This window comes from Paracoccus sp. (in: a-proteobacteria) (assembly GCF_046462195.1).
Lineage (GTDB): Bacteria > Pseudomonadota > Alphaproteobacteria > Rhodobacterales > Rhodobacteraceae > Paracoccus.
In genome coordinates this window covers 1-25,411 of record NZ_JBKGUN010000043.1, presented here as the reverse complement: position 1 = coordinate 25,411, position 25,411 = coordinate 1, and the positions used below count along the sequence as shown (strand labels likewise).

At 64.4% G+C, this 25,411-nt stretch carries 25 protein-coding genes; 9 read left to right on the top strand and 16 right to left on the bottom strand.

Annotated features, from left to right (window positions below; genetic code table 11):
* Positions 1-119 precede the first annotated feature (119 nt).
* The 16 genes from ACLHHB_RS03150 to ACLHHB_RS03075 form a co-directional block, all read right to left on the bottom strand.
* Positions 120-914 (bottom strand): ABC transporter ATP-binding protein, encoded by a 795-nt coding sequence (locus ACLHHB_RS03150; RefSeq protein ID WP_410216827.1) that lies wholly within the window; start codon positions 912-914, stop codon positions 120-122.
* 12 nt (positions 915-926) lie between these two features.
* On the bottom strand, positions 927-1,814 hold the full coding sequence (gene ntrB, locus ACLHHB_RS03145; protein ID WP_410216826.1) for a nitrate ABC transporter permease: 888 nt from the start codon (positions 1,812-1,814) through the stop codon (positions 927-929).
* A 10-nt stretch (positions 1,815-1,824) separates the two neighbouring features.
* A complete protein-coding gene (locus ACLHHB_RS03140; RefSeq protein WP_410216825.1) occupies positions 1,825-3,117 on the bottom strand; it encodes a CmpA/NrtA family ABC transporter substrate-binding protein in 1,293 nt (430 codons plus the stop codon).
* Between the two features lie 275 nt (positions 3,118-3,392).
* Positions 3,393-4,565 carry an ABC transporter substrate-binding protein gene (locus tag ACLHHB_RS03135; protein ID WP_410216824.1) on the bottom strand — a complete coding sequence of 391 codons (1,173 nt, stop codon included), beginning with the start codon at positions 4,563-4,565 and terminating at the stop codon, positions 3,393-3,395.
* Entirely contained in the window at positions 4,562-5,146 is a 585-nt protein-coding gene (locus tag ACLHHB_RS03130) for an ANTAR domain-containing response regulator (RefSeq protein WP_410216830.1), read from the bottom strand. The genes ACLHHB_RS03135 and ACLHHB_RS03130 overlap by 4 nt, the downstream gene beginning before the upstream one ends.
* A 220-nt stretch (positions 5,147-5,366) precedes the next feature.
* Positions 5,367-6,284 carry an N-acetyl-gamma-glutamyl-phosphate reductase gene (argC, locus tag ACLHHB_RS03125; RefSeq protein WP_410216823.1) on the bottom strand — a complete coding sequence of 306 codons (918 nt, stop codon included), beginning with the start codon at positions 6,282-6,284 and terminating at the stop codon, positions 5,367-5,369.
* A 69-nt stretch (positions 6,285-6,353) separates the two neighbouring features.
* On the bottom strand, positions 6,354-6,683 hold the full coding sequence (locus ACLHHB_RS03120; RefSeq protein WP_410216822.1) for a DUF779 domain-containing protein: 330 nt from the start codon (positions 6,681-6,683) through the stop codon (positions 6,354-6,356).
* The gene (locus ACLHHB_RS03115; protein ID WP_410216821.1) at positions 6,680-7,735 is read right to left on the bottom strand and encodes a DNA topoisomerase IB; all 1,056 of its coding nucleotides are present in this window, start codon (positions 7,733-7,735) and stop codon (positions 6,680-6,682) included. The genes ACLHHB_RS03120 and ACLHHB_RS03115 overlap by 4 nt, the downstream gene beginning before the upstream one ends.
* Before the next feature lie 104 nt (positions 7,736-7,839).
* A complete protein-coding gene (adh, locus tag ACLHHB_RS03110) occupies positions 7,840-9,366 on the bottom strand; it encodes an aldehyde dehydrogenase (protein WP_410216820.1) in 1,527 nt (508 codons plus the stop codon).
* A gap of 126 nt (positions 9,367-9,492) precedes the next feature.
* Positions 9,493-10,449: a GAF domain-containing protein gene (locus tag ACLHHB_RS03105; RefSeq protein ID WP_410216819.1), complete on the bottom strand. Its 957-nt coding sequence runs from the start codon at positions 10,447-10,449 to the stop codon at positions 9,493-9,495.
* Between the two features lie 78 nt (positions 10,450-10,527).
* Complete coding sequence (locus ACLHHB_RS03100) at positions 10,528-11,748, bottom strand: ABC transporter ATP-binding protein (protein ID WP_410216818.1); 1,221 nt, start codon at positions 11,746-11,748, stop codon at positions 10,528-10,530.
* Between the two features lie 12 nt (positions 11,749-11,760).
* Positions 11,761-13,287 carry an alpha-amylase family glycosyl hydrolase gene (locus tag ACLHHB_RS03095; protein ID WP_410216829.1) on the bottom strand — a complete coding sequence of 509 codons (1,527 nt, stop codon included), beginning with the start codon at positions 13,285-13,287 and terminating at the stop codon, positions 11,761-11,763.
* 10 nt (positions 13,288-13,297) lie between these two features.
* Positions 13,298-14,431, bottom strand: coding sequence for a carbohydrate ABC transporter permease (locus ACLHHB_RS03090; protein WP_410216817.1), 1,134 nt, complete (start codon positions 14,429-14,431; stop codon positions 13,298-13,300).
* The gene (locus ACLHHB_RS03085) at positions 14,431-15,426 is read right to left on the bottom strand and encodes a carbohydrate ABC transporter permease (RefSeq protein ID WP_410216816.1); all 996 of its coding nucleotides are present in this window, start codon (positions 15,424-15,426) and stop codon (positions 14,431-14,433) included. Before ACLHHB_RS03085 ends, ACLHHB_RS03090 begins: the two co-directional genes overlap by 1 nt.
* Positions 15,427-15,493: 67 nt before the next feature.
* Positions 15,494-16,798 (bottom strand): ABC transporter substrate-binding protein, encoded by a 1,305-nt coding sequence (locus ACLHHB_RS03080; protein WP_410216828.1) that lies wholly within the window; start codon positions 16,796-16,798, stop codon positions 15,494-15,496.
* Positions 16,799-16,938: 140 nt separating this feature from the next.
* A complete protein-coding gene (locus tag ACLHHB_RS03075; protein ID WP_410216815.1) occupies positions 16,939-17,997 on the bottom strand; it encodes a quinoprotein relay system zinc metallohydrolase 2 in 1,059 nt (352 codons plus the stop codon).
* Here ACLHHB_RS03075 and pqqA point away from each other — a divergent pair.
* From pqqA to ACLHHB_RS03030, 9 genes are all read left to right on the top strand, one after another.
* On the top strand, positions 17,996-18,238 hold the full coding sequence (pqqA, locus tag ACLHHB_RS03070) for a pyrroloquinoline quinone precursor peptide PqqA (RefSeq protein WP_410216814.1): 243 nt from the start codon (positions 17,996-17,998) through the stop codon (positions 18,236-18,238). The two genes, ACLHHB_RS03075 and pqqA, sit on opposite strands and share 2 nt — an antisense overlap.
* 75 nt (positions 18,239-18,313) lie before the next feature.
* Entirely contained in the window at positions 18,314-19,195 is an 882-nt protein-coding gene (pqqB, locus tag ACLHHB_RS03065) for a pyrroloquinoline quinone biosynthesis protein PqqB (protein WP_410216813.1), read from the top strand.
* Positions 19,192-19,944 carry a pyrroloquinoline-quinone synthase PqqC gene (gene pqqC, locus ACLHHB_RS03060; protein ID WP_410216812.1) on the top strand — a complete coding sequence of 251 codons (753 nt, stop codon included), beginning with the start codon at positions 19,192-19,194 and terminating at the stop codon, positions 19,942-19,944. The genes pqqB and pqqC overlap by 4 nt, the downstream gene beginning before the upstream one ends.
* Entirely contained in the window at positions 19,941-20,234 is a 294-nt protein-coding gene (gene pqqD / locus ACLHHB_RS03055) for a pyrroloquinoline quinone biosynthesis peptide chaperone PqqD (protein WP_410216811.1), read from the top strand. Before pqqC ends, pqqD begins: the two co-directional genes overlap by 4 nt.
* Positions 20,231-21,367 (top strand): pyrroloquinoline quinone biosynthesis protein PqqE, encoded by a 1,137-nt coding sequence (gene pqqE, locus ACLHHB_RS03050; RefSeq protein WP_410216810.1) that lies wholly within the window; start codon positions 20,231-20,233, stop codon positions 21,365-21,367. Before pqqD ends, pqqE begins: the two co-directional genes overlap by 4 nt.
* 3 nt (positions 21,368-21,370) lie before the next feature.
* Positions 21,371-22,150, top strand: coding sequence for a quinoprotein dehydrogenase-associated SoxYZ-like carrier (locus ACLHHB_RS03045; RefSeq protein ID WP_410216809.1), 780 nt, complete (start codon positions 21,371-21,373; stop codon positions 22,148-22,150).
* Between the two features lie 126 nt (positions 22,151-22,276).
* Complete coding sequence (locus ACLHHB_RS03040; protein ID WP_410216808.1) at positions 22,277-22,984, top strand: response regulator transcription factor; 708 nt, start codon at positions 22,277-22,279, stop codon at positions 22,982-22,984.
* Complete coding sequence (locus ACLHHB_RS03035) at positions 22,984-24,156, top strand: FIST N-terminal domain-containing protein (RefSeq protein ID WP_410216807.1); 1,173 nt, start codon at positions 22,984-22,986, stop codon at positions 24,154-24,156. The genes ACLHHB_RS03040 and ACLHHB_RS03035 overlap by 1 nt, the downstream gene beginning before the upstream one ends.
* On the top strand, positions 24,146-25,411 hold a 1,266-nt coding region (locus tag ACLHHB_RS03030; protein ID WP_410216806.1), incomplete at its 3' end, for a hybrid sensor histidine kinase/response regulator. The genes ACLHHB_RS03035 and ACLHHB_RS03030, both read left to right, overlap by 11 nt.

Below are 25,411 nucleotides of genomic sequence, written 5' to 3'. Positions count from 1 at the left end.
GCGGCTCGGCGTTGAACAGCGTCACGTCCCACTGGCCGGGAGCCGCCTCGAACAGATGCTCCAGCATCCGCCCCGACGCCATGCCCGCCCCAATTACCACAAGTTTCTTTGTCATGGGCTTACTCCGCAGCTTCGACGAAGCGGTGGCGTTCGTAAAGAAAGCGCAAAACGCCTTCGCGGGCACGCACATAGTCGGGATGACTGGCCAGCCGGATGCGGTCGCGCGGGCGGGCCAGCGGCACCTCCAGCACCTCGCCGATGGTCGCGGCCGGGCCATTCGTCATCATAACGATGCGGTCGGCCAGCAGCACGGCCTCGTCCACGTCATGGGTGATCATGATCATCGTGTTGCCAAGCCGGGCATGGATGTCCATCACCGCGTCCTGCAGATGCGCGCGGGTCAGCGCGTCCAGCGCCCCGAAGGGTTCGTCCAGCAGCAGGACCTTGGGCTCCATCGCCAAGGCCCGGGCGATGCCCACGCGCTGGCGCATCCCGCCCGAGATTTCGCCGGGCCGCTTGTCGGCGGCGTGGCTCATCTGCACCAGGTCCAGGTTCTGCGTGATCCAGTCGTGGCGTTCGGCGCGCGTCCGGGTCGACCCGAAAACCTTGGTCACTGCCAGCCTGATGTTATCGTAAACCGTCAGCCAAGGCAGCAGGCTGTGGTTCTGGAACACCACCGCGCGGTCCGGTCCGGGGGCGTTGACCTCGCGGCCGTCCAGCATGATGGCGCCGGTGGTCACCTCGGTCAGGCCGGCGATCAGGTTCAGCAGCGTGGATTTCCCGCAGCCCGAATGGCCGATGATGCTGACAAACTCTCCCTTGTCGATGGTCAGCCGGACGTCCGACAGGACATGGGTCTGCTTGGGGCCGTTCACAAAGGTCTTGGAAACATGGTCGATCTGAAGGTATTTCATCGGTCTTTCACCTTACACGGCCGTGCCGCGCGAAACGACGCGTCCGATCCAGCCGACCAGACGATCCAGGATGAAGCCCGTTCCGCCGATATAGGCGAGGGCCACGATGATGTCGCTGAGGCGCGAACTGTTCCACGCATCCCAGATGAAGAAGCCGATGCCCACGCCGCCGGTCAGCATCTCGGCCGCCACGATGGCCAGCCAGGACAGGCCCACCCCGATGCGCAGGCCCGAGAAGATATAGGGAGCGGCGGCGGGAACCATGATCTTCCAGAAGAACTCGACTTGGTTGAGGCGCAGGACGGCGGCAACGTTGCGGTAATCCTGCGGAATAGCGCGGACGCCCGAGGCCGTATTGATGATCACGGGCCAGATCGCGGTGATGAAGATCACGAAGATCGCGCTTGGCCCGCTGTCCATGAAGGCGGCCAAGCTGATGGGCAGCCAGGCCAGCGGCGGCACGGTGCGCAGGATCTGAAAGATCGGGTCAAAGCCGCGCATCATCAGCGATGACTGCCCGATGACCGCGCCCGTCAGCACCCCCACCACGGCGGCCAGGCCAAAGCCATAGGCCACGCGCTCCAGCGAGGTCAGGACGCGCCAGCCCAAGCCGATGTCCTGTGTGCCATAAACGAAGAACGGATCGACGATCAGTTCGGCACTGTCGGCCCAGACCTGCAACGGTGTCGGCAGGCCCGAGGCCTTGCCCGAAAAGCCGATCTGCCAAAGGGCCAGCAGCATGGCCAGCACGATCAGGGGCGGCAGGAAGTTGGTCAGGAACCTTTCGCCCGCCTTGCGCCACAGGGCGGAGCGTGCGGGGCTGCGGACCGGCAGGGCGACAACGGCGGCCGGTCTGGCGGGGCTCAGGTCCGGCTTGCGCTTCAATACAGTGACGTTCATCGGAACCTCCTTATGCCATGGCCTTGATGGTCTGGGCGGCCAGATAGGCTTCGGGGTCGGCGGGATCGAAGCTCTTGCCATCGAAGAAGGTCTCGACCCCGCGGCTGTCGCCGAAATCCACCTCCAGCCCCAGGCCGCGGGCGGCGGCGAGCCACAGGTCGGACCGGTTCGTGCCGCTCACCAGCGCCGCCGTGTCCAAATCGCCCGGCAGATAGCCCCAGCGCTTGTTCTCGGTGATGAACCACGTATCCAGCGACTTCCACGGATAGGAGGTTTCGCCCCTTTCGCCCCAGAACTTCATCGCAAGGTCCGGGCGATCCTCGGTCCGGCCGTTGCCGTAGTTGATCTGACCCTGGATGCGGCCGATGATGTCGCGGACGGGGACGTTGAACCACTGGCGGCGGCTGATGATCTCGGCCATCTCCTGCTTGTTTCCTGCATCGTCGCACCACATCTGCGCCTCCATCACGGCCATCATCAGGGCCGTGGCCGCGTTGGGATTGGCGTCCACCCAGTCAGCGCGCATGCCCAAGACCTTTTCAGGGTGGCGGGCCCACAGCTCGCCCGTCGTGGCGGCCGTGAAGCCGATGTTCTGGTTCACCAGTTGCTCGTTCCAGGGCTCGCCCACGCAGAAGGCCTCCATGTTACCAACCTTCATGTTGGCGACCATCTGCGGGGGCGGCACGACGATCAGGTCGACATCCGTGTTCGGGTCGATCCCGCCGGCGGCCAGCCAATAGCGCATCCACAGATCATGGGTGCCCCCGGGAAAGGTCATCGCCACCGGGATCTCCTGGCCTGCGGCGCGGCGTGCGGCAAAGATGTCCTTCAGCGGGCTCGAATCCAGGCCCACGCCGCTGTCGGCATAATCCTGACGGACCGACAGGCCCTGCCCGTCCTCGTTCAGATTCAACAGCGTGTACATCGGCAGCGGCTGGTTGTTCTGCATCACGCTGCCGGTCGAATACAGATGAACCTTGGGCCGCAGGATGTGGCCCCCGTCGATCCCACCCGAACAGGAACCCAGCGCCATGTTGTCCCGTGTCGCGCCCCAGCTTGCCTGCTTTTCCACCAGAACGTCGGGCATGCCATGTTTGGCGAAAAAGCCCTTTTCCTGCGCGATGATCAGCGGCGCACTGTCGGTCAGCGCGATATAGCCCAGCTTGCAGCCCGTCACCTCGGGCGCAGGCGTGGCGGCCCAGGCACCGCCGGGCAGGGCCAGGCGCGCGGCGACCATCGTGGCCAGCGCGCCGGTGGCGGATTTGAGAAAGCTGCGGCGGGAGGGCGGCTTGATCAGGGTCATCTGGCTGGTCCTTGAGCGGGCCCACCGAAAAACGATCGGCGGGCGAGGAAACGCGAAAAGCCACCGGCCGCAGCCCCGGAAAAAGGGCGCGAACAGGTGGCGTCATTGCCTGAGGGAAAGCCCGCTTCCTTGCGGACCGATCAAAACACGGAGCGCCGTTGCATCCGCCTTTCACCCAGCATCACGCTTGGGATTTCAGCCGGTCAAGCCTGCGGGGCGCGATTGCTATGCCTGGCCGCTACAAGGCTGCGGAATGCGGCAGACTGCCCGGAAATTCATCGCGTTTCGAAGGCATGTTCGAAAACCTGGCCGTCGAAGAAGGCATCCGGCCCCAGAATCATCTGGCCCTGCTCGGCCGGAACAATGGTTGGCGCGGACATCGCACCCTCGACCTTGGCCGAAGCGCCGGGCAGGTCTGCACCCGCCTCGCGCAGATGCCGGCGGTAGAGATCAGGGCGAAAGCATCCCGCCGCCTGCGTCATGGCCCAGTCCGGATCCAGTCCGTGACGGCTCGCAATGCGCGCCCCTATCAGTGCCGCAACGCTGCGCCAGGGAAATGTCGTAGCCTGCGCATGAAACCGGATGAAATCGGGACAGTCGCGCAATTCACCGGTCGCAGTGACATGCAGGCGGCCCAGCAGCCCGCGCTCACACAGCTCGGGGGACAGGTTCAGATAGGCTGCGCGCGACAGGATCTCGGCCGCCGTGCCGCGGTTGCCGGGTTGATCCAGCCAGCGGCCTGCCCGCCACAGGGCGCGCATCAGCCGACCGGACAGGTCGGGATGGGCCTCGGCAAAGGCGCGGGTCATCACGAGGCCCTTTTCGGGCGCAGCCGCCCAGATGGCACGTCCCGGCAGCAGCAGGGCGCCCGCCCCGCGTTCGACCGCACAAGAGGCCCAAGGTTCGCCCACGCAAAAGGCATCCACCTCGTTTGCGGCCAGTGCCTCGGCCATCTGCGGCGGCGGAACGGTGCGGATCGTCAGCCGCTCCGCCAGGCCAGTTCCCTGCAGCCAGTGCCGCACCAGTTCGGCTTGGGTCGAAAAGGGAAAGGGCACGCCCACCCGCAGCGCGTCGGGATGCGCCAACGCAAGCGCATCCCGTGCCGCAGCCGGATCGGCAAAATCGAACGCGTGGCCTTGGTCGCGCATCCGGGCCTCCAGTGCGGCAGAAACCGCGATGGCCTGCCCGCCTTGCGACAGGAACATCAGCAGATCGAATGCGGGATAGGCCGGCCCCAGCCCCAGACTTTGCGCAATGGGCATCGGCACCAGCATGTGGGCGGCGTCGATCCCGCCCGTGCCCAGCAGGTCGCGGCCGTGCGCCCAGCTGACGGCCGGCACCAGGGTCAGTGCCAGCCCCTCTTCGGCGGCGAATTTCAGCTCCTGAGCAATGATAAGAGGCGCTGCGTCGATCAGCGGCAGGTATCCCAGACGCAGGTGGTCCATCATGACAACAGTCCCGCCGCCATCACCAGTTGCTGGGCAATGTCGGCCACGCGGCGCTTCTGGTCCATCGCGGTCTTGCGCAGCAAGGCATAGGCTGCCTCTTCGTCGATGCCGCGCGCCTTCATCAGGATGGCCTTGGCACGATCGATGATCTTGCGTTCCTCCAGCGCGGCCTTTGTGGCGGCCAGTTCGGCCCGCATCTTCCGGAACATGTGGAATCGTGCGATGGCCGCATCCAGAATGGGCTTGATGCGGTCCGCCTGCAGCCCGTCCACGACATAGGCCGACACGCCAGCCTCGATCGCCGCACGTGTCAGTTGTTCGTCCGAGCGATCGACGAACATGGCCACCGGCCGTTCCAGAGGCCCCGACACCAAGGCCAGTTCCTCCAGCACGTCGCGCGACGGATCGGCCACGTCGATCAGCACGATGTCAGGCTGCTGCGCGGCAATGCGGCGCGCCAGACCGGTTTCCTCGGCGATGACGGTGACGCTGTGATCGCCCGACGCGCGCAGCCCGTCGACGATCCTGAGCGCCCGGTCCCGGTCCCGCTCGACCACGATGATTGACAGCCGTTCCATGATCGTCAGAAACGGCCTGCAACAACCGTTTGGCAAGCCTTGCCCTGCAGCCAACCTTCGGCAAAGATTTTGTTGCCCAATAAGAAGGCAGAAGACGCGCGATGATCAGACCCGAAGCAAGCCCGGAAAGATTGTCAGCAAGGCAGGCCTGAAGCGCGGGACTCCCAGATCCGCCTCAGCCCCACCGCTGCCGCCGCCCCGGCAACCGGGACGGCCCTTCCGGTTAAAGGCTCGCGTTTTCCGAAAGCCCCAGCATGATGTTCAGGTTCTGGACGGCTGCCCCCGACGCACCCTTGCCCAGGTTGTCCAGCACGGCCACGATGGTCGCGCAGCCTGCATCCTCGTCGCCGTGGACACTGATCCGCATCAGGTTGGTGTTGTTCAGCACCGTCGGGTCGATCCGTGCTCCGATCTGTCCGGCCGGCACCACCTGAACAAACTGTTCCCCAGCATAATGATCCGAAAGGGCCTGGTGCAGGGCGGCGATGCTGCGGTCCTCGTTCAGATGCAGGGGCACCTGTACGGCCATGCCTTGGGCAAAATTTCCGACCGATGGCGCAAAGATCGGCTGCATCAGCAACCCGCCATGGGTCATGATCTCGGGGATGTGCTTGTGGCGCTGGTTCAGGCCATAGACGAAATGGGGAGGAGCCTCGCCCGCTTCGTATTCCGCGATCATGGATTTGCCGCCGCCGGTATAGCCGCTGACCGCGTTGATCGACAAGGCCTCGGCCTCGTCGATCAGCCCGGCCGCGACAAGGGGGGCAATGATGGCGATCGACCCCGTCGAATAACAGCCGGGATTGCTGACGAAACGGGCAGCCGCAATCATTTCGCGCATTTCGGGTGCCAGTTCTGGAAATCCGAAAACCCAGTCCGGATCGATCCGGTGTGCGGTCGAGGCATCGATCAACCGCACGTCCATGCTTTCCGTCAGCGCCACAGCCTCGCGGGCGGCATCATCGGGCAGGCAGAGGATGGCGACATCAGCCTGACCGAACGCCTCGCGCCGGGCGTCCGTATCCTTGCGCCGCGCCGGATCCACCTGCACAAGACGGATGTCGTCACGCCCCAGCAGGCGGTCGCGGATCTGCAGGCCGGTCGTGCCGGCCTCGCCATCGATGAAGACGCTGTGGGTCATGGGGGCACCTTTCGCTTGCAGGATCGCGGCCTGTCTAGCGGATTGCCGTCGGTCTCACAACGCCATGCGTCAGATCCGGCACATCTCGGAGCGGATGAGAAAGCGTTTCTCGCGCCCGTTATCCAGACTGAACATGCCGCCCCGTCCCGGCACCACGTCGATGATCAGGTCGGTGTGCTTCCATGTCTCGTACTGACTGGCCGAGATATAGAAGGGCGCCCCGCCGATATCACCCAGCTTCACGTCGCGCTCGCCCACGCGGAAATCGCCCTGCGGATAGCACATGGGCGAGGATCCGTCGCAGCAGCCGCCGGACTGGTGGAACAGGACGGGCCCGTGGTCGGCCACGATCTCGTCGATCAGCTTCAGCGCTTCGGGGGTCGCCGTGACGGTGCTCATGCCTTCAGCCTCTTCTTGAGGAAACGCAGGACTTGTTTTTCCTCGGGGCGCAGGTCGGCGTTGTCCAGGTTGTCCTCGATCTTGTCGCGCAGCTCCAGCCGCAACTCCTTGGCCAGATATGCATCGATGATCTGCGGATGAACATAACATTTGCGGCAGATGGTCGGCGTGTTGCCCAGCCGCGCCGAAACGGTCTCGATGGCTTGACGCACATTGCGCTTGGCTGCGGCGTCGCTGTCGGCGGCCTCGAATTCGGCCAAGGCAAGAGCGGCCAGAACGGTGCCGGTCCAGGTTCGGAAGTCCTTGGCCGTGATATGGCTGCCGCTGATCTGGCGCAGATAGGCGTTCACCTCGGTCGAGGTGACCGGGTGGCGCTGCCCTTCGTCATCGAGATACTGGAACAGGTGCTGGCCCGGGATATCCTGGGAGGCCTTGATGATGCGCGCGATGCGGCGGTCACGCAGGCCGAGATTCCATTCCTTGCCGCTTTTGCCGCGAAAGCGGAAGCGGACCTCGTTGCCCTCCAGCTTGACATGGCGCGTCCGAAGCGTGGTCAACCCGTGCGACTTGTTCTGCTTGACGTAATCGGCATTGCCCACGCGGATCATGGTGTTTTCCAAAAGATAGACAACGGTTGCCAGAACCTTTTCGGCTGGCATGCCGCGACGCCCCATGTCTTGGGACACCTGCCGTCGCACCTTGGGCAGGACCTTGGCAAAATCCAGCATGCGTTCGTACTTGGCGCTGTCGCGGATTTCGCGGAACTCGGGGTGATAGCGGTACTGCTTGCGGCCCTTGTCATCACGGCCGGTGGCCTGGATATGGCCGCGCGGATCCGGACAGATCCACACATCCGTGTAGGCGGGCGGAATGGCCAAGGAGGCGATGCGCTTGCGCTCGTCCTTGTCGCGGATCGTCTGGCCGTCGGGACCGTGATAAGCGAAGCCCTTTCCCGCGCGCTTGCGGGTGATGCCCGGCAGATCGTCGTTGACATAAACGAGGCCGGCGCTTTCCGCGGCGTCCTCGGGATCGATGATGCTGTCCTTGGGCATGGGCGCAGTCCTGCATTGAAGGAGGCGATCCTGCATAACGCGGCAGTGCCCCCACAGGTTGCCCAAGGGTTCCTGCAGCCCCTGACGGGCTGCAGGAACGGTCTTCAGAAGAAGCCCAGCTTCTTGGGGCTGTAGCTGACCAGCATGTTCTTGGTCTGCTGATAATGATCCAGCATCATGCGATGGTTTTCGCGCCCGATGCCCGACTGCTTGTAGCCGCCAAAGGCCGCATGTGCCGGATAGGCGTGATAACAGTTGGTCCAGACCCGGCCGGCCTGGATGGCGCGGCCAAAGCGGTAGCAGGTGTTGGCATCGCGCGACCACACGCCCGCGCCCAGACCATAGAGCGTGTCATTGGCGATCGACAGCGCCTCGTCATGGTCCTTGAAGGTGGTCACGGACACGACGGGGCCAAAGATCTCTTCTTGGAAGACCCGCATCTTGTTGTGGCCCTTGAAGACCGTCGGCTTGATGTAATAGCCGCCCGACAGCTCGCCGCCGTGGTCAGCCGCCTCGCCGCCCGTCAGCACCTCGGCGCCTTCCTTGCGACCGATGTCGAAGTAGGAAAGGATCTTTTCCTTCTGCTCGGAAGACGCTTGGGCGCCGATCATCGTGGCGCTGTCGCGTGGATCGCCCTGGGTGATCGCCTCGACCCGCTTCAGTGCTCGCTCCATGAACTCGTCATAGATGCGTTCGTGGATCAGGGCGCGGGACGGGCAGGTGCAGACTTCGCCCTGGTTCAGCGCGAACATCACGAAGCCCTCGATCGCCTTGTCGAAGAAGTCGTCGTCCTCGCGGGTCACGTCGTCAAAGAAGATGTTGGGAGACTTGCCGCCCAGTTCCAGCGTGACCGGAATCAGGTTTTCCGACGCATACTGCATGATCAGCCGGCCGGTGGTGGTTTCACCCGTGAAGGCGATCTTGGAGATGCGCGGGTTCGACGCCAAAGGCTTGCCGGCTTCCAGACCAAAGCCGTTGACGATGTTCAGGACGCCCGGCGGCAGCAGATCCCCGATCAGGTCCACCCAGACCATGATGCTGGCCGGTGTCTGTTCGGCCGGCTTCAGGACCACGCAATTGCCAGCGGCCAGTGCGGGCGCCAGCTTCCAGCAGGCCATCAGCAGCGGGAAGTTCCACGGGATGATCTGGCCCACGACGCCCAGCGGTTCGTGGAAGTGATAGGCGATGGTGTCGTTGTCGATTTCGGAAATTCCACCTTCCTGCGCACGCAGGACGCCCGCGAAATAACGGAAGTGATCAACCGCCAGCGGCAGGTCGGCGGCCATCGTTTCGCGGATCGGCTTTCCGTTGTCCCAGGTCTCGGCGGTGGCCAGAAGCTGCAGGTTCTGCTCCATCCGGTCGGCGATCTTCAGCAGCACGTTCGAGCGTTCGGTGGTCGAGGCGCGGCCCCAGGCGCCCTTGGCGGCATGGGCTGCGTCCAGCGCGGCCTCGATGTCCTCGGCATTCGAGCGCGCGATCTCTCCGATCGGGGCGCCGGTGATGGGGGTCGTGTTGGTGAAGTACTTGCCCGACTTGGGCGCCATCCACTTGCCGCCGATGAAGTTGTCGTAGCGGCCGGCAAAGGGCATGACACCCACGCCCTTGAATTCATGCGTCTGGTCGTTCGGCATTGAGTCCTCCTCTGGATATGTCCCGGATCTCCCCATCCGGGTATGGCAGGAAGGTCCGTCGGTTCCCGATTCGGAACAACCGGCGATTTGTGCCGCAGCGCAGAAGCTGTCTCAGGGCTGAGACAGTCAGGCGCTGTTTTCACCGATCCCCAACCGTGCCATGCGCCGGTACATCGTCGCCCGTCCGATCCCGAGTGCGCGCGCGGCCTTTGAAACATTCCCCTCGGCTCGGGCCAGCGCCCGCACGACGGCCGCCCGTTCGGCGCGGTCGAGGCCGCCCGGCTCGTCCTGACGGCCCAGCAGGTCGGCGGCTGGCCGGGGGCGGAACGCGCCCTCGCGCTCCAGTCCCAGGACACGGCGCGCGGCACGCGTGGCGCCGATGGCCAGATCGTCCTTGTCCACCGCCAGCAGCACCGCCTGATCGCCTTGGTCATCTGGGGCCACCACGATCCGCGCGTCCGGAAAGCTGGAGCGGAAGAACATCGCCTCGATCGCCTTGGCCGTTTGCGCCACCTGGGCCGAGATCAGGCGGTTGTAACGCTCGGTCTGGTCGGCCCGGGCGCTGCTGACGTCCAGCGCGGCCAGCAGGCGGCCATCGGGTCCCCAGATCGGTGCATCCATGCAGGACATGCCGGTGTTGCGGGTCCGGAAATGTTCGTCACGATGGATCGTGACCTGCCGCCCTTCGGCCAGGCAGGTGCCGATGCCATTGGTGCCCTGCGCGGCCTCCGACCAGTCGGCGCCCTGCCAAAGACCCCAGTCGCGGAATTGTGCCGCATCCCCGTCCGATACGCGCTGGTCCAGCACCACCCCATGCGCGTCCGTCAGCAGCACATTGCAGCCCGAAAGGCCAACAATGGTGTAAAGCTGATCCAGTTGCGGTGTGGCGACATGAAGAAAGGCCGCCATGGCCTGCTGCCGCGCAGCCAGTTCCGTGCCGGACAGCCGTTCGGGGCGGCGATGATCGGCCGGGTCCAGACCGTGCTTCAACATGGAGCGCCGCCAGGACACCGCCAGCGACGATGTCGCGCTGCGTGACTGCGACTGCGCGGCCACCAGGTCCGCGTGGTTGCGTTGCGTCATTCTCTCCCCCTCGGATCACGGGAAGATAGCACGGATTCGGATGCCGCGATGCTCAACTTTGGTTGCGCCCGGCAGGGATCAGCGCACGGGACCCTGGGGCTTGATCAACCCGTCCTCGATCCGGTCCTGCGCCCTGTCCGGGTGGGCCGGCGTGCTGCCCATGCTGCCCGAAGGCGCGGCCATGCGCGGCTGATAGGGCGGCAACTCGGCGCCATCGCGGTAAAGCAGCGACTGCCCGTCGTGGAACAGGTGCAGGGCTTGGGGATCGGCCGACAGCCGGACGCGCCTGCCCTTCAGGTCGGGATGAATGCCCGGCAACTTGGCAATGATCGGCGCGGTTTCGGCATTGGTGCCGAAATACAGCAGCGTCACCTCGCCCAAGGCCTCGGTCAGGTCCACGGTGCCCTCGAAGACCGGGGCGCCACCGTCCTCGCGCATGTCTTCGGGGCGGACGCCCAAGTTGACCTCCATTCCTTCGTCACCCGCACGTGTCGGAACAGCGACCTGAGCCTCGAGACCGCCGTCCAGTGCAACGGTCGTCATTGGTCCGGCCGTCTTCACGCGGCCGGGCAGAAGGTTCATCGCGGGACTGCCGATGAACTGGGCCACGAACTCGTTCACGGGCCGCTCGTACAGTTCCAGCGGCGCACCGACCTGGGCGATGCCGCCTCCGGCCAGCACCACGATGCGGTCGGCCAGCGTCATCGCCTCGGTCTGGTCATGGGTCACATAGATCATCGTGCGGTCGGGCATGGAGGCCTTGAGCTGGGCGATCTCAATCCGGGTCGCCACCCGCAGGGCCGCGTCCAGGTTCGACAGCGGCTCGTCGAACAGATAGACCTTGGGGTCGCGCACGATGGCGCGGCCGATGGCCACCCGCTGGCGCTGTCCGCCCGACAGTGCCTTGGGCAGCCGGTCCAGATAGGGGGTCAGCTGCAGCATCTTGCCCGCACGGTCCGTGGCCGCGCGGATCTGGTCCTTGGATTGGCCCGCGATCTTCAGCGCGAAGGCCATGTTGTCGCGGACCGTCATGTGTGGATAAAGCGCATAGGACTGGAACACCATCGCGATGCCGCGCTGGCTGGGCGGGATGTCGTTCATCACCTGCCCATCGATTTCCAGGGTTCCCCCGGTGATCTGCTCCAACCCCGCGATCATGCGAAGCAGGGTGGATTTTCCGCAGCCGCTGGGACCGACGAAGACGATGAACTCGCCCGACGCGATGGTCAGGTCAATATCGCTCAGCACGTTCACGTCGCCATAGGACTTGGCGATATTCGTCAGTCTCAGATCGGCCATTGCGGTCTTCCCCTATCCTTCGATGATCTGCACCTGCCACGGCGCCAGCCCGTCCGCCTCTTCGTCGGACAGGTTCGCGCGGATCAGCAGGGTCTGCTGGTCGTCGGCCCGCCGGAAGGACAGAACCGGGCCCTGCGCCTCGATGCGGTCCATTGCTCCATGGCGCAGCGCCGTATGCTTGCGGCGCAGCCCCAAAGCCCAGCGGTAATGGTGCAACATCGACTGGGCATCGGCCTCTTGCGCGACAACGGTGCGCTGCAGATGCGTGTGCGGCACGGGCAGCCAAGGCCGGCTGGTGGAAAAGCCGCCATTCACGCCCATGTCCCAAACCATGGGTGTCCGGCAACCGTCACGGCCCTTGAACTCGGGCCAGAACTCGATGCCGTAAGGATCGCGCAGGTCCTCGAAGCTCAGGTCCGCCTCGGGCAGGCCCAGTTCCTCGCCTTGGTACAGGCAGACCGATCCGCGCAGGCACACCAGCACGGTGGCATAGGCCTTGGCGGCCAGTTCCGGCAGGTTCCACCGGCTGATGTGACGAACGACGTCATGATTCGACATGGCCCAGCAGGGCCAGGCATTGGGGGCGATCCGGTGCAGCTTGTCAAAGACCTCGACGACGCGGGAGGCTGGCAGATCCGTGCCTGACAGGAAGTCGAAGACATAGGACATCTGAACACGACCGGGCTGGCCGGTGTATTCCTCCAGCAGTTCCAGTCCGCGTTCGCTGTCCCCGATCTCGCCCACGACCACGGCGCCATAAGGCTGAATGGTCTTGTAGAAGCGCTCGAGGAAAGGCAGGTTCTCGGGTTGTGACTTGGAAAAACGGTGACTCTGGTGATTGTAGGGGTTCACGGCCGGTGCCGTGTCCGATTTGCGCAGTTCAGGGGCAAGGGGCGGGTTGTCGCGCAGCTGGGCATCGTGGAAATAGAAGTTGATCGTGTCTAGGCGGAAGCCATCCACGCCCTTCTCCAGCCAGAACCTTGCCATCTCCAGAAGGGCGTCCTGTACGGCAGGATTGTGAAAATTCAGGTCGGCCTGCGCCGTCAGGAAATTGTGGAGGTAATATTGTTCGCGCCGCGCGTCCCACTGCCAAGCGCTGCCGCCAAAGATCGACAGCCAGTTGTTGGGGGCCGTCCCGTCGGGCTTGGGATCGGACCAGACATACCAGTCGGAGCGGGCATTGTCGCGGCTGGCGCGGCTTTCCTTGAACCAGGGGTGCTGGTCCGAGGTATGCGACATCACTAGGTCGATCATCACCTTCAGCCCAAGGTCATGCGCGCTCTGCACCAGCCAGTCGAAATCGTCCATCGTTCCGAACAGCGGATCGATGCCGCGGTAATCGCTGACGTCGTAACCGAAATCTTTCATCGGGGAGGTGAAGAAGGGCGAGATCCAGACCGCATCCACGCCAAGGGACGCGACATAGGGCAACCGTTGCGCAATGCCTGCCAAGTCGCCGACGCCGTTGCCCGTCGTGTCCTGAAAGCTGCGGGGATAGATCTGGTAGATGATCCCGCCCTTCCACCAGTCCGTCGTCATCTCGTTCAAGTCATCCACCTTTCACCGACCCGGCCAGCAATCCGCGGACCAGGTATTTCTGCATCGCGAAGAACACGAGCAGGGGAACGGCTATCGAGATGAAGGCAGAGGTTGCAAGGATTTCCCATTCACCTCCGCGCGATCCCATCAGTTCGCGCAAAAGGCCGGTCATGACCAGCTGTTCGCGCGTGTTGCCGAGGAACACCGTGGCCACCAGCAGGTCGTTCCAGACCCACAGGAACTGAAAGATGGCAAAGCTGGCCAGTGCGGGAAAGGACAAGGGCAGGATGATGCGGCGGAAGATCTGGAATTCGGTGGCGCCATCGACACGGGCGGATTCGATCACCTCGCGCGGCAGGCCGACCATGTAGTTGCGCAGCAGATAGACGGCCAGCGGCAGGCCAAAGCCCGTATGGGCCAGCCAGATGCCCAGATAGCCCTTGCCGATTCCAAGGTCGTTGTGCAGGCGCAGAAGCGGGATCAGCGCCACCTGCAAGGGCACGACCAGCAGGCCGACCACGGCCGCCGTCAGGAGCGCGCGTCCCGGAAACTGCATCCAGGCCAGGGCATAGGCGGCAAAGGCCGCGATCAGGATGGGAATAACCGTGGCCGGTATGGTTACCGTCATCGTGTTCATGAAGGCCCGGCCGAGGCCCCCGGCATTCAGGACCCGGTTGTAATTCTCGGTCGTGAAGTTGGGCGGGGATACGGTCGTGGTAAAGATCCGCTCGCCCCGTCGCATCTCGAAGGGCTCGGGCGAGGTCAGGCGATAGCTGCCGTCTTCGGCCACGGTCAGGCTGATGCCGTCGCCCATGTCGGCAGTCTCGCCAGGCTGGAATTCGGCCGGGTTGCGCGGTCCGGTGCCCCAGGCGGTCAGCGTCTGCGTGCCCTCCACCGCGCTGCCTTCGATCACGTAAAGCCCGTCCTGCTGCACCTGGTCATTCCCGGTGCCAGAACGGACAAAGCCCGTCTGCTCGGACCCCGAGAACGACTGCCACCAGCCTGAACCCGCGATCTGGTCACGGTCCCGGAACGACGACACGAAGAGCCCCAGCGTCGGGATCGTCCAAAGCAGCACCAGAAGGAATGCCGAAATGTTGACCACCCAGGTCAACGATGATTTCTGTCCCGCCATCCCTTCCATCAGCGGACCTCCTTGCGGGCGTTCCAGATATTCCAGACCATGATCGGCGTGACCAGGATCATCAGCACGATGGCAATGGCCGACCCGCGTCCGTAATCGGGCGTGCCGCGGAACATCCAGTCATACATCAGGTTCGCCAGCACCTGCGTGCCCCACTGCCCGTTCGTCATGACGAAGACGATGTCGAAGACCTTCAGCACGACGATGGTGATGGTGGTCCACACGACCGCGATGGTGCCCATGATCTGCGGCACCTTGATCTTGAAGAACACCTGCAGGGGGGACGCGCCGTCCAGAATGGCGGCCTCGATCGTTTCCTCAGGGATGCCGCGCAGGGCGGCGGACAGGATCACCATGGCAAAGCCCGTCTGGATCCAGACCAGCACGATCATCAGGAAGAAGTTGTTCCAGCCGGGCAGCGTCAGCCAGATCTGCGGATCTGCGCCGAACCGCGTCACGATCCAGTTCAGGAGGCCGATCTGCGTTTCGCCCGAAGCACGGTATTCATAGATGAATTTCCAGATGACACCCGCGCCGACAAAGCTGATGGCCATAGGCATGAAGATCAGCGACTTGCCGATGTTGCCCCATTTCAACCGGTCGGTCAGCTGGGCCGCCAGCAGGCCGAACAGCGTGGACAGTGCTGGCACGACCAGCAACCACAGCATGTTGTTCAGCATGGATTCGCGGAACTTCGCGTCACGGATCAGCCATGAGTAGTTCCCGAAGCCCACGAACTGCGTTCCGTTCGCATTGAACAGCGACCGCCAGAAGCTGTCCAGAACAGGATAAACCAGATAGGTGGTCAGAAAGATCAGCGCAGGGCCCAGGAACAGCCAGGGCCGGATCTGGTTGGCGCGGCGGATGTTGTCGCCCGCCTTCTTGCCCCTTGGCGGATAGATCTTGTCCAGAAGCCAGTTCGACCCCCAGAACCATGCCACGCATCCGAAAACGCCAATGGCGATCGTGCTGACGGCCAGCCAGAGCAGTTCCATCCCTTGTCCCCCTGTCGTCCGTGGGCCCGGCAACGATCCCGTCGCCGCACCCATTGTGTCGCAGCCGTCAGTTCAGCGATGCCCAGTTCTGCTGGATCCGGTCGGCCACGTCCTGTGCCGAAGCGCCGCCGACGAAATCGATCATGCCGGTCCAGAAGGCGCCGGCACCGATGGCACCGGGCATCAGGTCCGATCCGTCAAAACGGAAGACAGTGGCATTCTGCAGGATCTCGCCCATGCGGCGCACGGTTTCATCGACATACGCCTCGGGGTTCACGCCCTTGTGAGGCGTGACGAAACCCTGCTGCGCCATCCAGACCTCGTGGGCGACGGGGGTCTTCAGGAACTCGATGAAGGCCATCGCCGCAGGATTGTCCGACAGGACCGCAAACATCGTGCCGCCACCCAGAACCGGCTGTCCCAGATCACCGGATTCGGGTGCGGGCATATAGAAGAAATCGGCATCCTCGCCCACGATCGTGCCTTCCGGGAAGAAGGTCGTGATGAAGCTGGCCTGACGATGCATGTAGCAGGCCGGAGGGCTGTCGAACAGGCCTGCGGGGCTTTCCCGGAAATCGGTCGAGGTGACGGAGCCCGTGCCGCCCGCCACGAAATCAGGGTTCTTGGCGAACCAGCCAAACTCCTCGATGGCGGCCACGACCTTGGGATCGTTGAAGGGCAACTGGTTGGTGGTCCAGGCATCGTAATCCTCGGGGGTGGCGATGCGCAGCATCAGGTCCTCGACCCAGTCGGTCGCAGGCCAGCCCGTCGCTCCGCCAGAGCCCAGGCCGATGCACCAGGGCGTTTCGCCTTCTTCGGCAATCTGTTCGGTGAGGGCCTTCAGGTCCTCATAGGTTTCGGGAACCTCATAGCCCGCATCCTCGAAGTTCTCGGGAACATACCAGACCAGCGACTTCACGTCAGCCTTGTAAGGGAACGCGAACAGTTGCTCGGTTCCGTCCTGGCCGGCATAGGTGCCCAGCGCTTCCCAGCTTTCACCAGCGGCATAGTTCTCGCGCAGCCATTGGGCATTCTCTTCGCCCAACGGGCGCAGGAAACCCTTTTCAGCCAGATCGGCTGCCAGGCCCGGTTGCGGAAAGACTGCGACGTCGGGGGGCGACCCGGCCTCGGTGTCGATGACGATCTGCTGTTCGAAACTGTCCGAACCCGAATAATTGGCCTGTGCCCCGGTTGCCTCGTTGAAGTAGGCGATGACCGAAGAGAACAGTTCCTGATCGCCCCCCAGCCATGGGCCCAGGATGTTGAAGCTCTGGCCTTTCAGGTCGGGATGGGCAGCTGCGAATTCCTCCAGGCTGGCCCAGTTGATGCGGTCGTCGCTTCCGGGTTCGATCACCAGTTGCGCCTGCGCCATGCCGGCACTCAGCGCCACGATGGCGGCGGTCGTGAACAAGGTTGTCTTCAAGTCATCCTCCCTGAATATGCCGGGGGCGCTGCGGCCCCTTCTTCCCGGACGCAGCATCGCCCGGATTCGTTCCAGCCGTCAAAGGCTTATCATTCCCATTCCAGTTCCTTGTAGGCTGCGGTGGCATTCCGGCCCACGGTCGCGTCGAATGAACTCCACCGGTTTTCCATCGGTTGCAGATCATCGACGATCATCGGAACGGCCTGCGACATGGGAACGCCCTCGCTGATCCGTGCCCGCGTGCTGTCGGCCAAGGCTGACAGGAAATCGCGCTGGGGCTGCAGGGCCTCGTCCCAGATGCGGGCGACATTCCCATGCCCCGGCACGATCAGCCGCGCCTCGATCGAGGGGGCCTTGTCCATCCAGTCGAGCCAGCCGGGCAGCGAGCCGTCAAGGACGGGCGTCAGCGTCCGAAAGACCAGATCCCCTGCAAAGAACGTCCCCGTTGCCTCGTCCAGAACCGTCAGGTCGCTATCGGTATGCGCCGCTGGCCAGACCGTCAGCCTCAGGCGGCGCCCGCCAAGATCGATGCCGACATCCTCCCTGACCGTATGGCCCGCCGCAACGATGCGGGTCCCGATCCATTCGGAGGCCGGGTAAAGCCGCGTCAGGTTGTCCAGATAAGTCGGCCCCCGTGTTTCCAGGGCACGGGGCAGATCCTCGTGACCCCAGACCCGCGCCCCGGCCTCGACCATGACCGAAGCCCCCAAGGCGTGATCGGGATGCACATGGGTTAGAACCAGATCGGTGATCGGCTTGTCGGTCAGCCGCCGAATTGCGACCAGCAACGCCTGTCCCTCGGCCCGTGATACGCCCGCGTCGATCACGGCCACGCTGTTGTCGCCGATGATCACACCCAGGTTGGCAATGCGCCCGTCCGCACTTTCCTCCATCTGCACCATCTGGCCCAGATGAACATGAACCCCCGGTGCGACCTGCTGCAACCCGGCGGCAGGAAGATCCGCGTTGGCCCGACATTCCACCGCCCCCCCCGTCAGGTCCGCATGAAGGGCCAGCCATTCCGCAGCGATTCGACGAGCCTGCGCCATGCACTCCTGCTGCGTCGCAGCATCGCCCTGCGGCAGCAGGATGGTGCCGCATTCCTGTGGGGAGGATGCCAGACAGGCCGCCAGAATCAGGTGAATCATGACCTATCTTTCCTGCCTTGATGTCCGTTCTTCACGGTTTGGTCATCGCAATACGACCTTTGTCGGGTTGATTCATCCTGCCCCTGATCTACATTCAAATCCAGTCGCCTTCTCTGATTGGCGCAAATGGCATGTAGGAGGAGAGAACATGGCCTGGACCAAACCGACTCTGACGGAAATCGCCTGCGGCATGGAAATCAACATGTATGCGCCGGCCGAGGACGAGCCCGTACTGTTCTGAGCCTCGCTCGGGCAGGCAAGAATTGAGGCCCCGTCCGACTGGCTCGGACGGGGCCGTTTTTATCGGAAAGACCTGATGCGCATCATCATCCTGGGCGCTGCAGCCGGAGGTGGCCTGCCGCAATGGAACTGTGGCTGCCCCAATTGCAACGCGGCCCGGGCGGGAACGATTCCGTCCCTGACGCAAAGTTCGATCGCTGTCAGCGCCGATGGCAGCAGCTGGGCCATTCTTAACGCTTCGCCCGATATTCGGGCGCAACTGGCCGCGACGCCGGCGCTGCACCCGACGGGGTTGCGCGACATGCCCCTGCGGTCCGTGCTGGTGACGAATGGCGACATCGACCATGTGGCCGGTTTGCTGACATTGCGCGAAAGCCAGTCGTTCGATCTTTTCGCGACGGCTGCCATTCATGATGTCCTGGCGGCCAACCCGATGATGACGGCCGTCAACCCGCAGTTTGTGCCGCGGCGCATCGTGACGCTGGACCAACGGATCGATCTGGCCCCTGGCCTGACCGCCACCCTTTTTGCCGTGCCGGGAAAGGTGCCTCTCTACCAGGAGGGAGAGGTGGTCGAAACCGGACTGGTGGGCGAGACGACCGTGGGGGTCGAACTGAATGCAAAGGGGCATCGCGCGCTGTACATCCCTGGCTGCGCCGACCTGCCCGACTGGCTGTGCGCCCGGATCGAGGGCGCGGACGCCCTGTTCTTTGACGGCACTCTTTGGGAAGATGACGAGATGATCCGGATGGGCTTGGGGCACAAGACGGGCCAGCGCATGGGCCATATGCCGGCAAAGCGGACAATGGCGGCCCTTGAAGGCATGAGCCTGGGGCGCCGGATCTTTGTCCACATGAACAATTCGAACCCGCTGGCCGACCCGGCCAGCCCTGAGACAGCCGAGGCCCAAGCACAAGGCTGGCAGGTCGCGTCTGACGGAATGGAGATCATGCTGTGAAGGATGTTCAGGACCAGCCCCAGTCGCGGACGGATTTCGAAGCCCGGCTGCGTGCCATCGGGGCCGAGCGTTACCACGACCGCCACCCGTTTCACGCCCGCCTTCATGGAGGGCAGTGCACCCCGGATGAGGTGCGGGCCTGGGTCATCAACCGCTGGATGTACCAGTCGCGCATTCCGATGAAGGACGCCGCCTTCATGTCGCGTGTCGAGGATCCGGACCTGCGCCGCGCCTGGCGCAAGCGGATCGAGGATCATGACGGGGGCGTGGCCGAGGGAGGCGGCATCCGCCGCTGGCTGGCCTTGGCCCAAGCGGTCGGACTAGACCCCGATTACGTCGCCAGCGGCACTGGCATCATGCCGGCCACCCGCTTTGCAGTTGATGCCTATGTCCGCTTCGTGCGTGAAATGCCGCTGCTGGATGCGGTCGCGGCCAGCCTGACCGAACTTTTTGCCTCCAGGATCCATGCGCAGCGCATCGAGGGGCTGCTGGCCCATTACGATTTCGCGGATGACAGCAGCCTGTCCTATTTCAAGAAACGCCTGACGGAGGCCCCCGAGGACGTGAAGTTCGGCCTCGACTATGTCCTGACCCATGCAAACACGCGGGAAAAACAGGATGCGGCTGCGGCGGCGCTGACCTTCAAGACGGACGTGCTGTGGGCGCAACTGGACGCGTTGTGGCACGGTTATGTGGAAGGGCATATTCCCCCCGGCGCCTGGTGCCCAGGCGAGGGGATGCGCCCATGACGCCGCTGATCGAGCCTCGCGACATTCCTTATCTGCCCCGGGGCGTGCGGCTGCAGGGTGATCGCGTGCGCGGCATCCGCGTGCTGCAGGCCCCCGAGCGCGCCATGCAGCTGGACCCGATCGGAGAAGCGATCCTTTCCGAACTGGACGGCGCCCGCAGCATGGAAACCATCGTCACCGATCTTGCCGCACGCTATAATGCACCGCCGGACCAGATCGCCGGTGACGTGCGCGATTTCCTGACCGGTCTGATCGAGCGGCGGATGGTCTTCGTGAAGGACGTCGCATGAAGGACCTCAGCCACCAGCCCCGTGACCTCGACGGCAATGCCGTCACCCCAGGCCTGCCCATGGCCATGCTGGCCGAGGTCACGCATCGCTGCCCCCTCGCCTGTCCTTATTGCAGCAATCCGGTCGATCTGGTGCGCGCGCAGTCCGAAATCTCGGCCGATGACTGGGGCCGTGTCTTCCGACAGGCCGCGGATCTGGGCGTGCTGCAGGTCCACATCTCTGGCGGGGAACCCGGCGCCCGACGCGATCTGGCACAGATCGTGGCGCATGCGCGGGATGCGGGCCTGTATGTGAACCTGATCACCTCGGGCATCGGCATCACGCACGAGCGTTTGCAGGAACTGGACCGTGCGGGCGTCGATCACGTTCAGCTGTCGCTGCAGGGCATTCGCCCTGACATGGCCGACCGGATCAGCGGGCATCCGGGGTCATGGGACAAGAAGATGGGCTTTGCCGATTGGGTGACCGAAATCGGCTTTCCCCTGACCATCAATGCTGTCGTCCATCGCCAGAACATGGAGCGGCTGCCCGACATGATCGACTTGGCCGAGCGTCTGGGCGCCCGGCGGATCGAGGTGGCGACGGTGCAGTTCCACGGCTGGGCCGACCTGAACCGCAAGGCGTTGATGCCCACTCGCGAACAGGCGGTCTTTGCCCGGCAGGTCGTGAACGACGCGCGCCTGCGGTTGCGGGGACGTATGGTCATCGATTACGTCCCTGCCGATCATCATGCGGTCTATCCCAAGGCCTGCATGGGCGGCTGGGGCTCGATCGGGTTGAATGTGGGACCGGATGGCACGGTTCTGCCCTGTCACGCCGCCCGTTCCATCACCTGGATGCAGTTCGAGAACGTTCAGCACCGCAGCCTGTCGGACATCTGGCACCTTTCGGACAGCTTCAACGCCTTTCGCGGCACGGCCTGGATGCCCGAACCCTGCCAAAGCTGCGAGCGCAAGACCATCGATTTCGGTGGCTGCCGTTGCCAGGCCATGGCGCTGGCGGGGGATGCACGTGCCACCGATCCGGTCTGTTCGAAATCCCCGCTGCATGCGCGTGTCGTGGCACAGGCCGAAGAGGATGCGGCCGCCACGACCAGCGATCTTGTTTACCGGAGGATGAAAAAGGGAGGCTGAACCATGAAGCTCTGGTTGACCGTCGCGGCCTGTCTGCTGGCCGCACCTGCCTGGTCGCAGGACAACCCGCTTGTCCCGTCGCCCACATGGGATGATCTGCGGGAGTCGGTGGTCGGGCTGAAGGTCGAGCCTGCCCAGGATCCCGCCGTTCTGGATCTGGACGCCCCCTTCCGCGCGCATGAAGCGGCCATTGTTCCCGTTCACCTGACACAGCCCGAAGGGGCGCCGCCGATCGGGGCGCTGACCTTGGTGGTGGACGAGAACCCGGCCCCCGTCGCCGCCGAATACACCTTTGGCCCGGCGCTGATGCCGCTGGATTTCGAGGTCAGGGTCCGTGTCGACAGCTATTCCGGCGTCCGCGCCATCGCCACGCGGCCGGACGGCCCGCCGATCATGGCCGGACGGTTCGTCCGGGCGGCGGGCGGATGTTCGGCCCCGGCCGGCAAGGACATGGCGGCGGTTCGTGACACGATGGGCCAGATGCGGTGGCGCAGCGTGGCCGAGAACGGGCGCACGATCGGGACCCTGATGATCCGTCATCCGAACTTTTCCGGATTGCAGCGCGACCAGGTGACGCTGCTGACCATCCCTGCCCATTTCATCGACCTGCTGGAGGTGCGGCAGGGCGACGAGGTTCTGTTCACCATGGCGGCCGGCATCTCGGTCAGTGAAGACCCGGTTTTCCGCTTTGCCTACAAGGCTGATGGCCAGCCCATCCATGTCCATGTGGAGGACACCGATGGCAATGTCTGGGATGAGCGGTTCGAACCCGTCAGCGGCTGAGGCAGGGAGGGCCTCCGACCTTGGTCGCAGCAGAAGGCTTGCTTTACCTGCGATCGGTTCTAAAGTGTGCTCCAAGGCCGCGCCGGGGGGGACTGGCGCGCCGGAGGACATTCAGGGAGGAATGCCATGACCGCAGTCGCCATGCAGGCGCGTCCTGTGACGTCACCGCGACCCACCGCCGATCAGGTCCGGGAAATCCTGATCGTCGACGACCATCCGCTGATGTGTGACGCACTGGCACTGACGCTGAAGATCAGTTTTGGATTGAAGAACGTCCGCACCGCCCGCAGCCTTGCCGCAGCGGTGGAGCAGATCAAGACCCAGGGCGCGCCCGACGCGGTGATCCTGGACCTGAACCTGCCCGATGCGCGCGGGGCAGAGGGGATCGTGACGCTGCGCCGGCAGTTGCCGGGCGTTCCGATCACGATGATCTCGGCCGATCTGGAGGGCGCCATGATCTCGGCCGCGATGGCGGCAGGGGCGCAGGGCTATATCAGCAAGTCCCTGTCGCGCGAGGGGCTGGTCGACAGCCTGCGCCGCATGTGGGAGGGCGAGCATGTCACCCCCGAGGGATATTGCCCGGACAAGGACGACGCCGGAGAAGAGGCAAAGACCGAACTGGCACGACGCTTTTCGTCGCTGACGCCGCAGCAGATGAAGATCCTGCGGCTGATCTGCCAAGGCAAGGCCAACAAGGAGATCAGCTACGAACTGTCGATCGCCGAGGCCACTGTCAAGACCCACATCACCGCCATCATGGCCAAGATCAATGCCCGCCGCCGCACGCAGGCCGTGTTGCTGGCGAACTCGGTCCGGTTGTTCGAGGCGGGATGATGAACACCGACCCGGCTGCGAAGGAGGGCGCATCCGGGCCGGTCGCTGTGCAGGCCGACCGCGGCGGGGCCGATCTGGTCCCGACCCTGCTGGACGGCCTGCGCGGCACCAATCCGGCCATGGTGCTGGTGTTCGGAGCTCAGCACGACCGGCTGGCCGAACTGGATGCGGCGCTGTCGGCGGAACTGCCGACAGGCTGCGTCGTGGCGGGCTGTTCGTCGGCGGGCGAGATCGGGCCTTACGGCTATGCTTCTGACAGCGTGGTGGCGATCGGGTTTCCGATGCGGCATTTCCGGGCCCAGTCCATGACGCTGCCGAATCTGGCAGCGCTGCCGGTGTCGGACTGGATGGCCAGCCTGCGGCGGATGCAGCAGGAATTCGCCCCCGATCCGTCGCGCAGCCTGTTCGGCCTGCTGCTGGTCGATGGCCTTGCCGGACAAGAGGATGTGCTGGTCGCGACACTGGAAGCGGCGCTGCCGTCGATCCCGGTTCTGGGGGGATCGGCAGGCGACGGACTGGATTTCCGCCGCACCTCGTTGCTGGCGGGGTCGAAGGTGCAATCCGATGTTGCCGTCTTCATTCTGGTCGAAACGGACCTGGCGGTGTGCGAGGTGACATTTGCGCATTTTAGCCCAACCCCCACCCGCGTTGTCGTCACGGCCGCCATCCCCGAAAAGCGCCGCATCCTGGAACTGAACGCCGAACCGGCCGCCCAGGAATATGCCCGCCTGACGGGCCTGAGCCGCGAAGACCTGACCCCCAGCGAATTTGCCCGCCACCCGCTGCTGCTGCGCATGGGGCGCCGCCACCATGTCCGCGCAATCAGCGCCATCACCGAGGATGACGGGCTTTCGCTGATGTCGGCCATCGATACGGGCACGGTCCTGACCCTTGGCCGCGCTGAGGACATGACCCAAGGGTTTTCCGATGCGCTGGATTCCTTGCCGCGCCCCCCGCTGATGGTTTTGGGCTTTGACTGCATCCTGCGCCGTCTGGCGCTGGAACGGGCCGGACTGACGGACCGGATGTCCGATCTTTATCGCAGGCACCGCGTTGCGGGATTCAACACCTATGGCGAACAGCACAGCGGCATGCATGTGAACCAGACCTTTGTCGGTCTGGCCTTCATGGAGCCGGGGCCCCCCTTGCGCGGGAACAGCCATGCTGCGTGACGATGACCCGCCCGCGCGGCAGGTCGAAAAGCTGACGCGCATCAACTCTGTCCTGATTGATCGCATCGACCGTCTGGAAGAATCCCGCGGCTCGGCCTGGTCGATGTTCCAGGCTGCCGTCGCACTGGAGCAGGAGGTTCTGGCCCGCACCCGCGATCTGGAACAGGCGATGGCTGACCTGTCGCAGCGCAACCGCGAACTGGCCGTGGCCCGCGCCTCGGCCGAGGAGGCGAACCGCTCCAAGACCCGGTTCCTGCGCGCGGCAAGCCATGACCTGCTGCAGCCCTTGTCCGCGGCGCGGCTGTTCCTGTCGGCCCTGACCGACACCCCCATGGACCCGCTGCAGACAGAGTTGACGGACCGATTGGGCAGTGCCTTTGAATCGGTCGAACAACTGATGCACGCGGTGCTGGACATCTCTCGGCTGGACAGCCAGCGGATCGAGTTCAACCGCCAGCCGGTGCCTCTCGATGACCTGTTTCGCCGCCTGTCCGCCGAATATGCCCCGTTGGCCGAGGCCAAGGGCCTGCGCCTGACCTTCATGCCGACGGCGGCCGTGGTGGAAAGCGATCCCGTCTTCTTGCGCCGGATCGCGCAGAATCTCGTGTCGAACGCCATCAAGTACACCCAGCGAGGCGGTGTGACAGTTGGCGCGCGGCGGCGCGGGGGCATGTGCTGGCTATGCGTCTATGACACCGGCATAGGCATCCCGGCCGTGGACCGGAACCGCATCTTTGACGAGTTCCAGCGCTTGACCCATGACGCCGCAACGCCGGGCATGGGGCTGGGCCTTTCCATCGTGCGGCGCGCATGCGCCAAGCTGGGCCACCCGATCAGCCTGAACTCGGAAGCCATGCGCGGCACGGTCTTTCGTGTCGGACTGGCGCTGGTGGGCGAAGGTGCCGATCAGACCGTCCGTTCCCGCGACGTGGCGCTTCCGGTCCTGCGTGGTCGGGTGGCGCTTGTGGTCGAGAACGATCCCGACATGCGGCGCGGATACGAGATGATCCTGCGCGACCGGCTTGGCATGGTGCCCCGCATCGCAGGCGGCACGGCTGAAGCCTTGGCCACCATGGGGGACGAACCCCCGGACGTGATCCTGGCGGATTACCATCTGGAAAACGGCGACACCGGCGTGGCGGCGATCGAATCGCTTCGCGCGGCTTCGGACCGGCCGGTTCCGGCGGTGATGGTCACGGCCCATCGCGATCCCCAGATTGCCCGCACCTGCACGGCCATGGGGGTGAACCTTTTG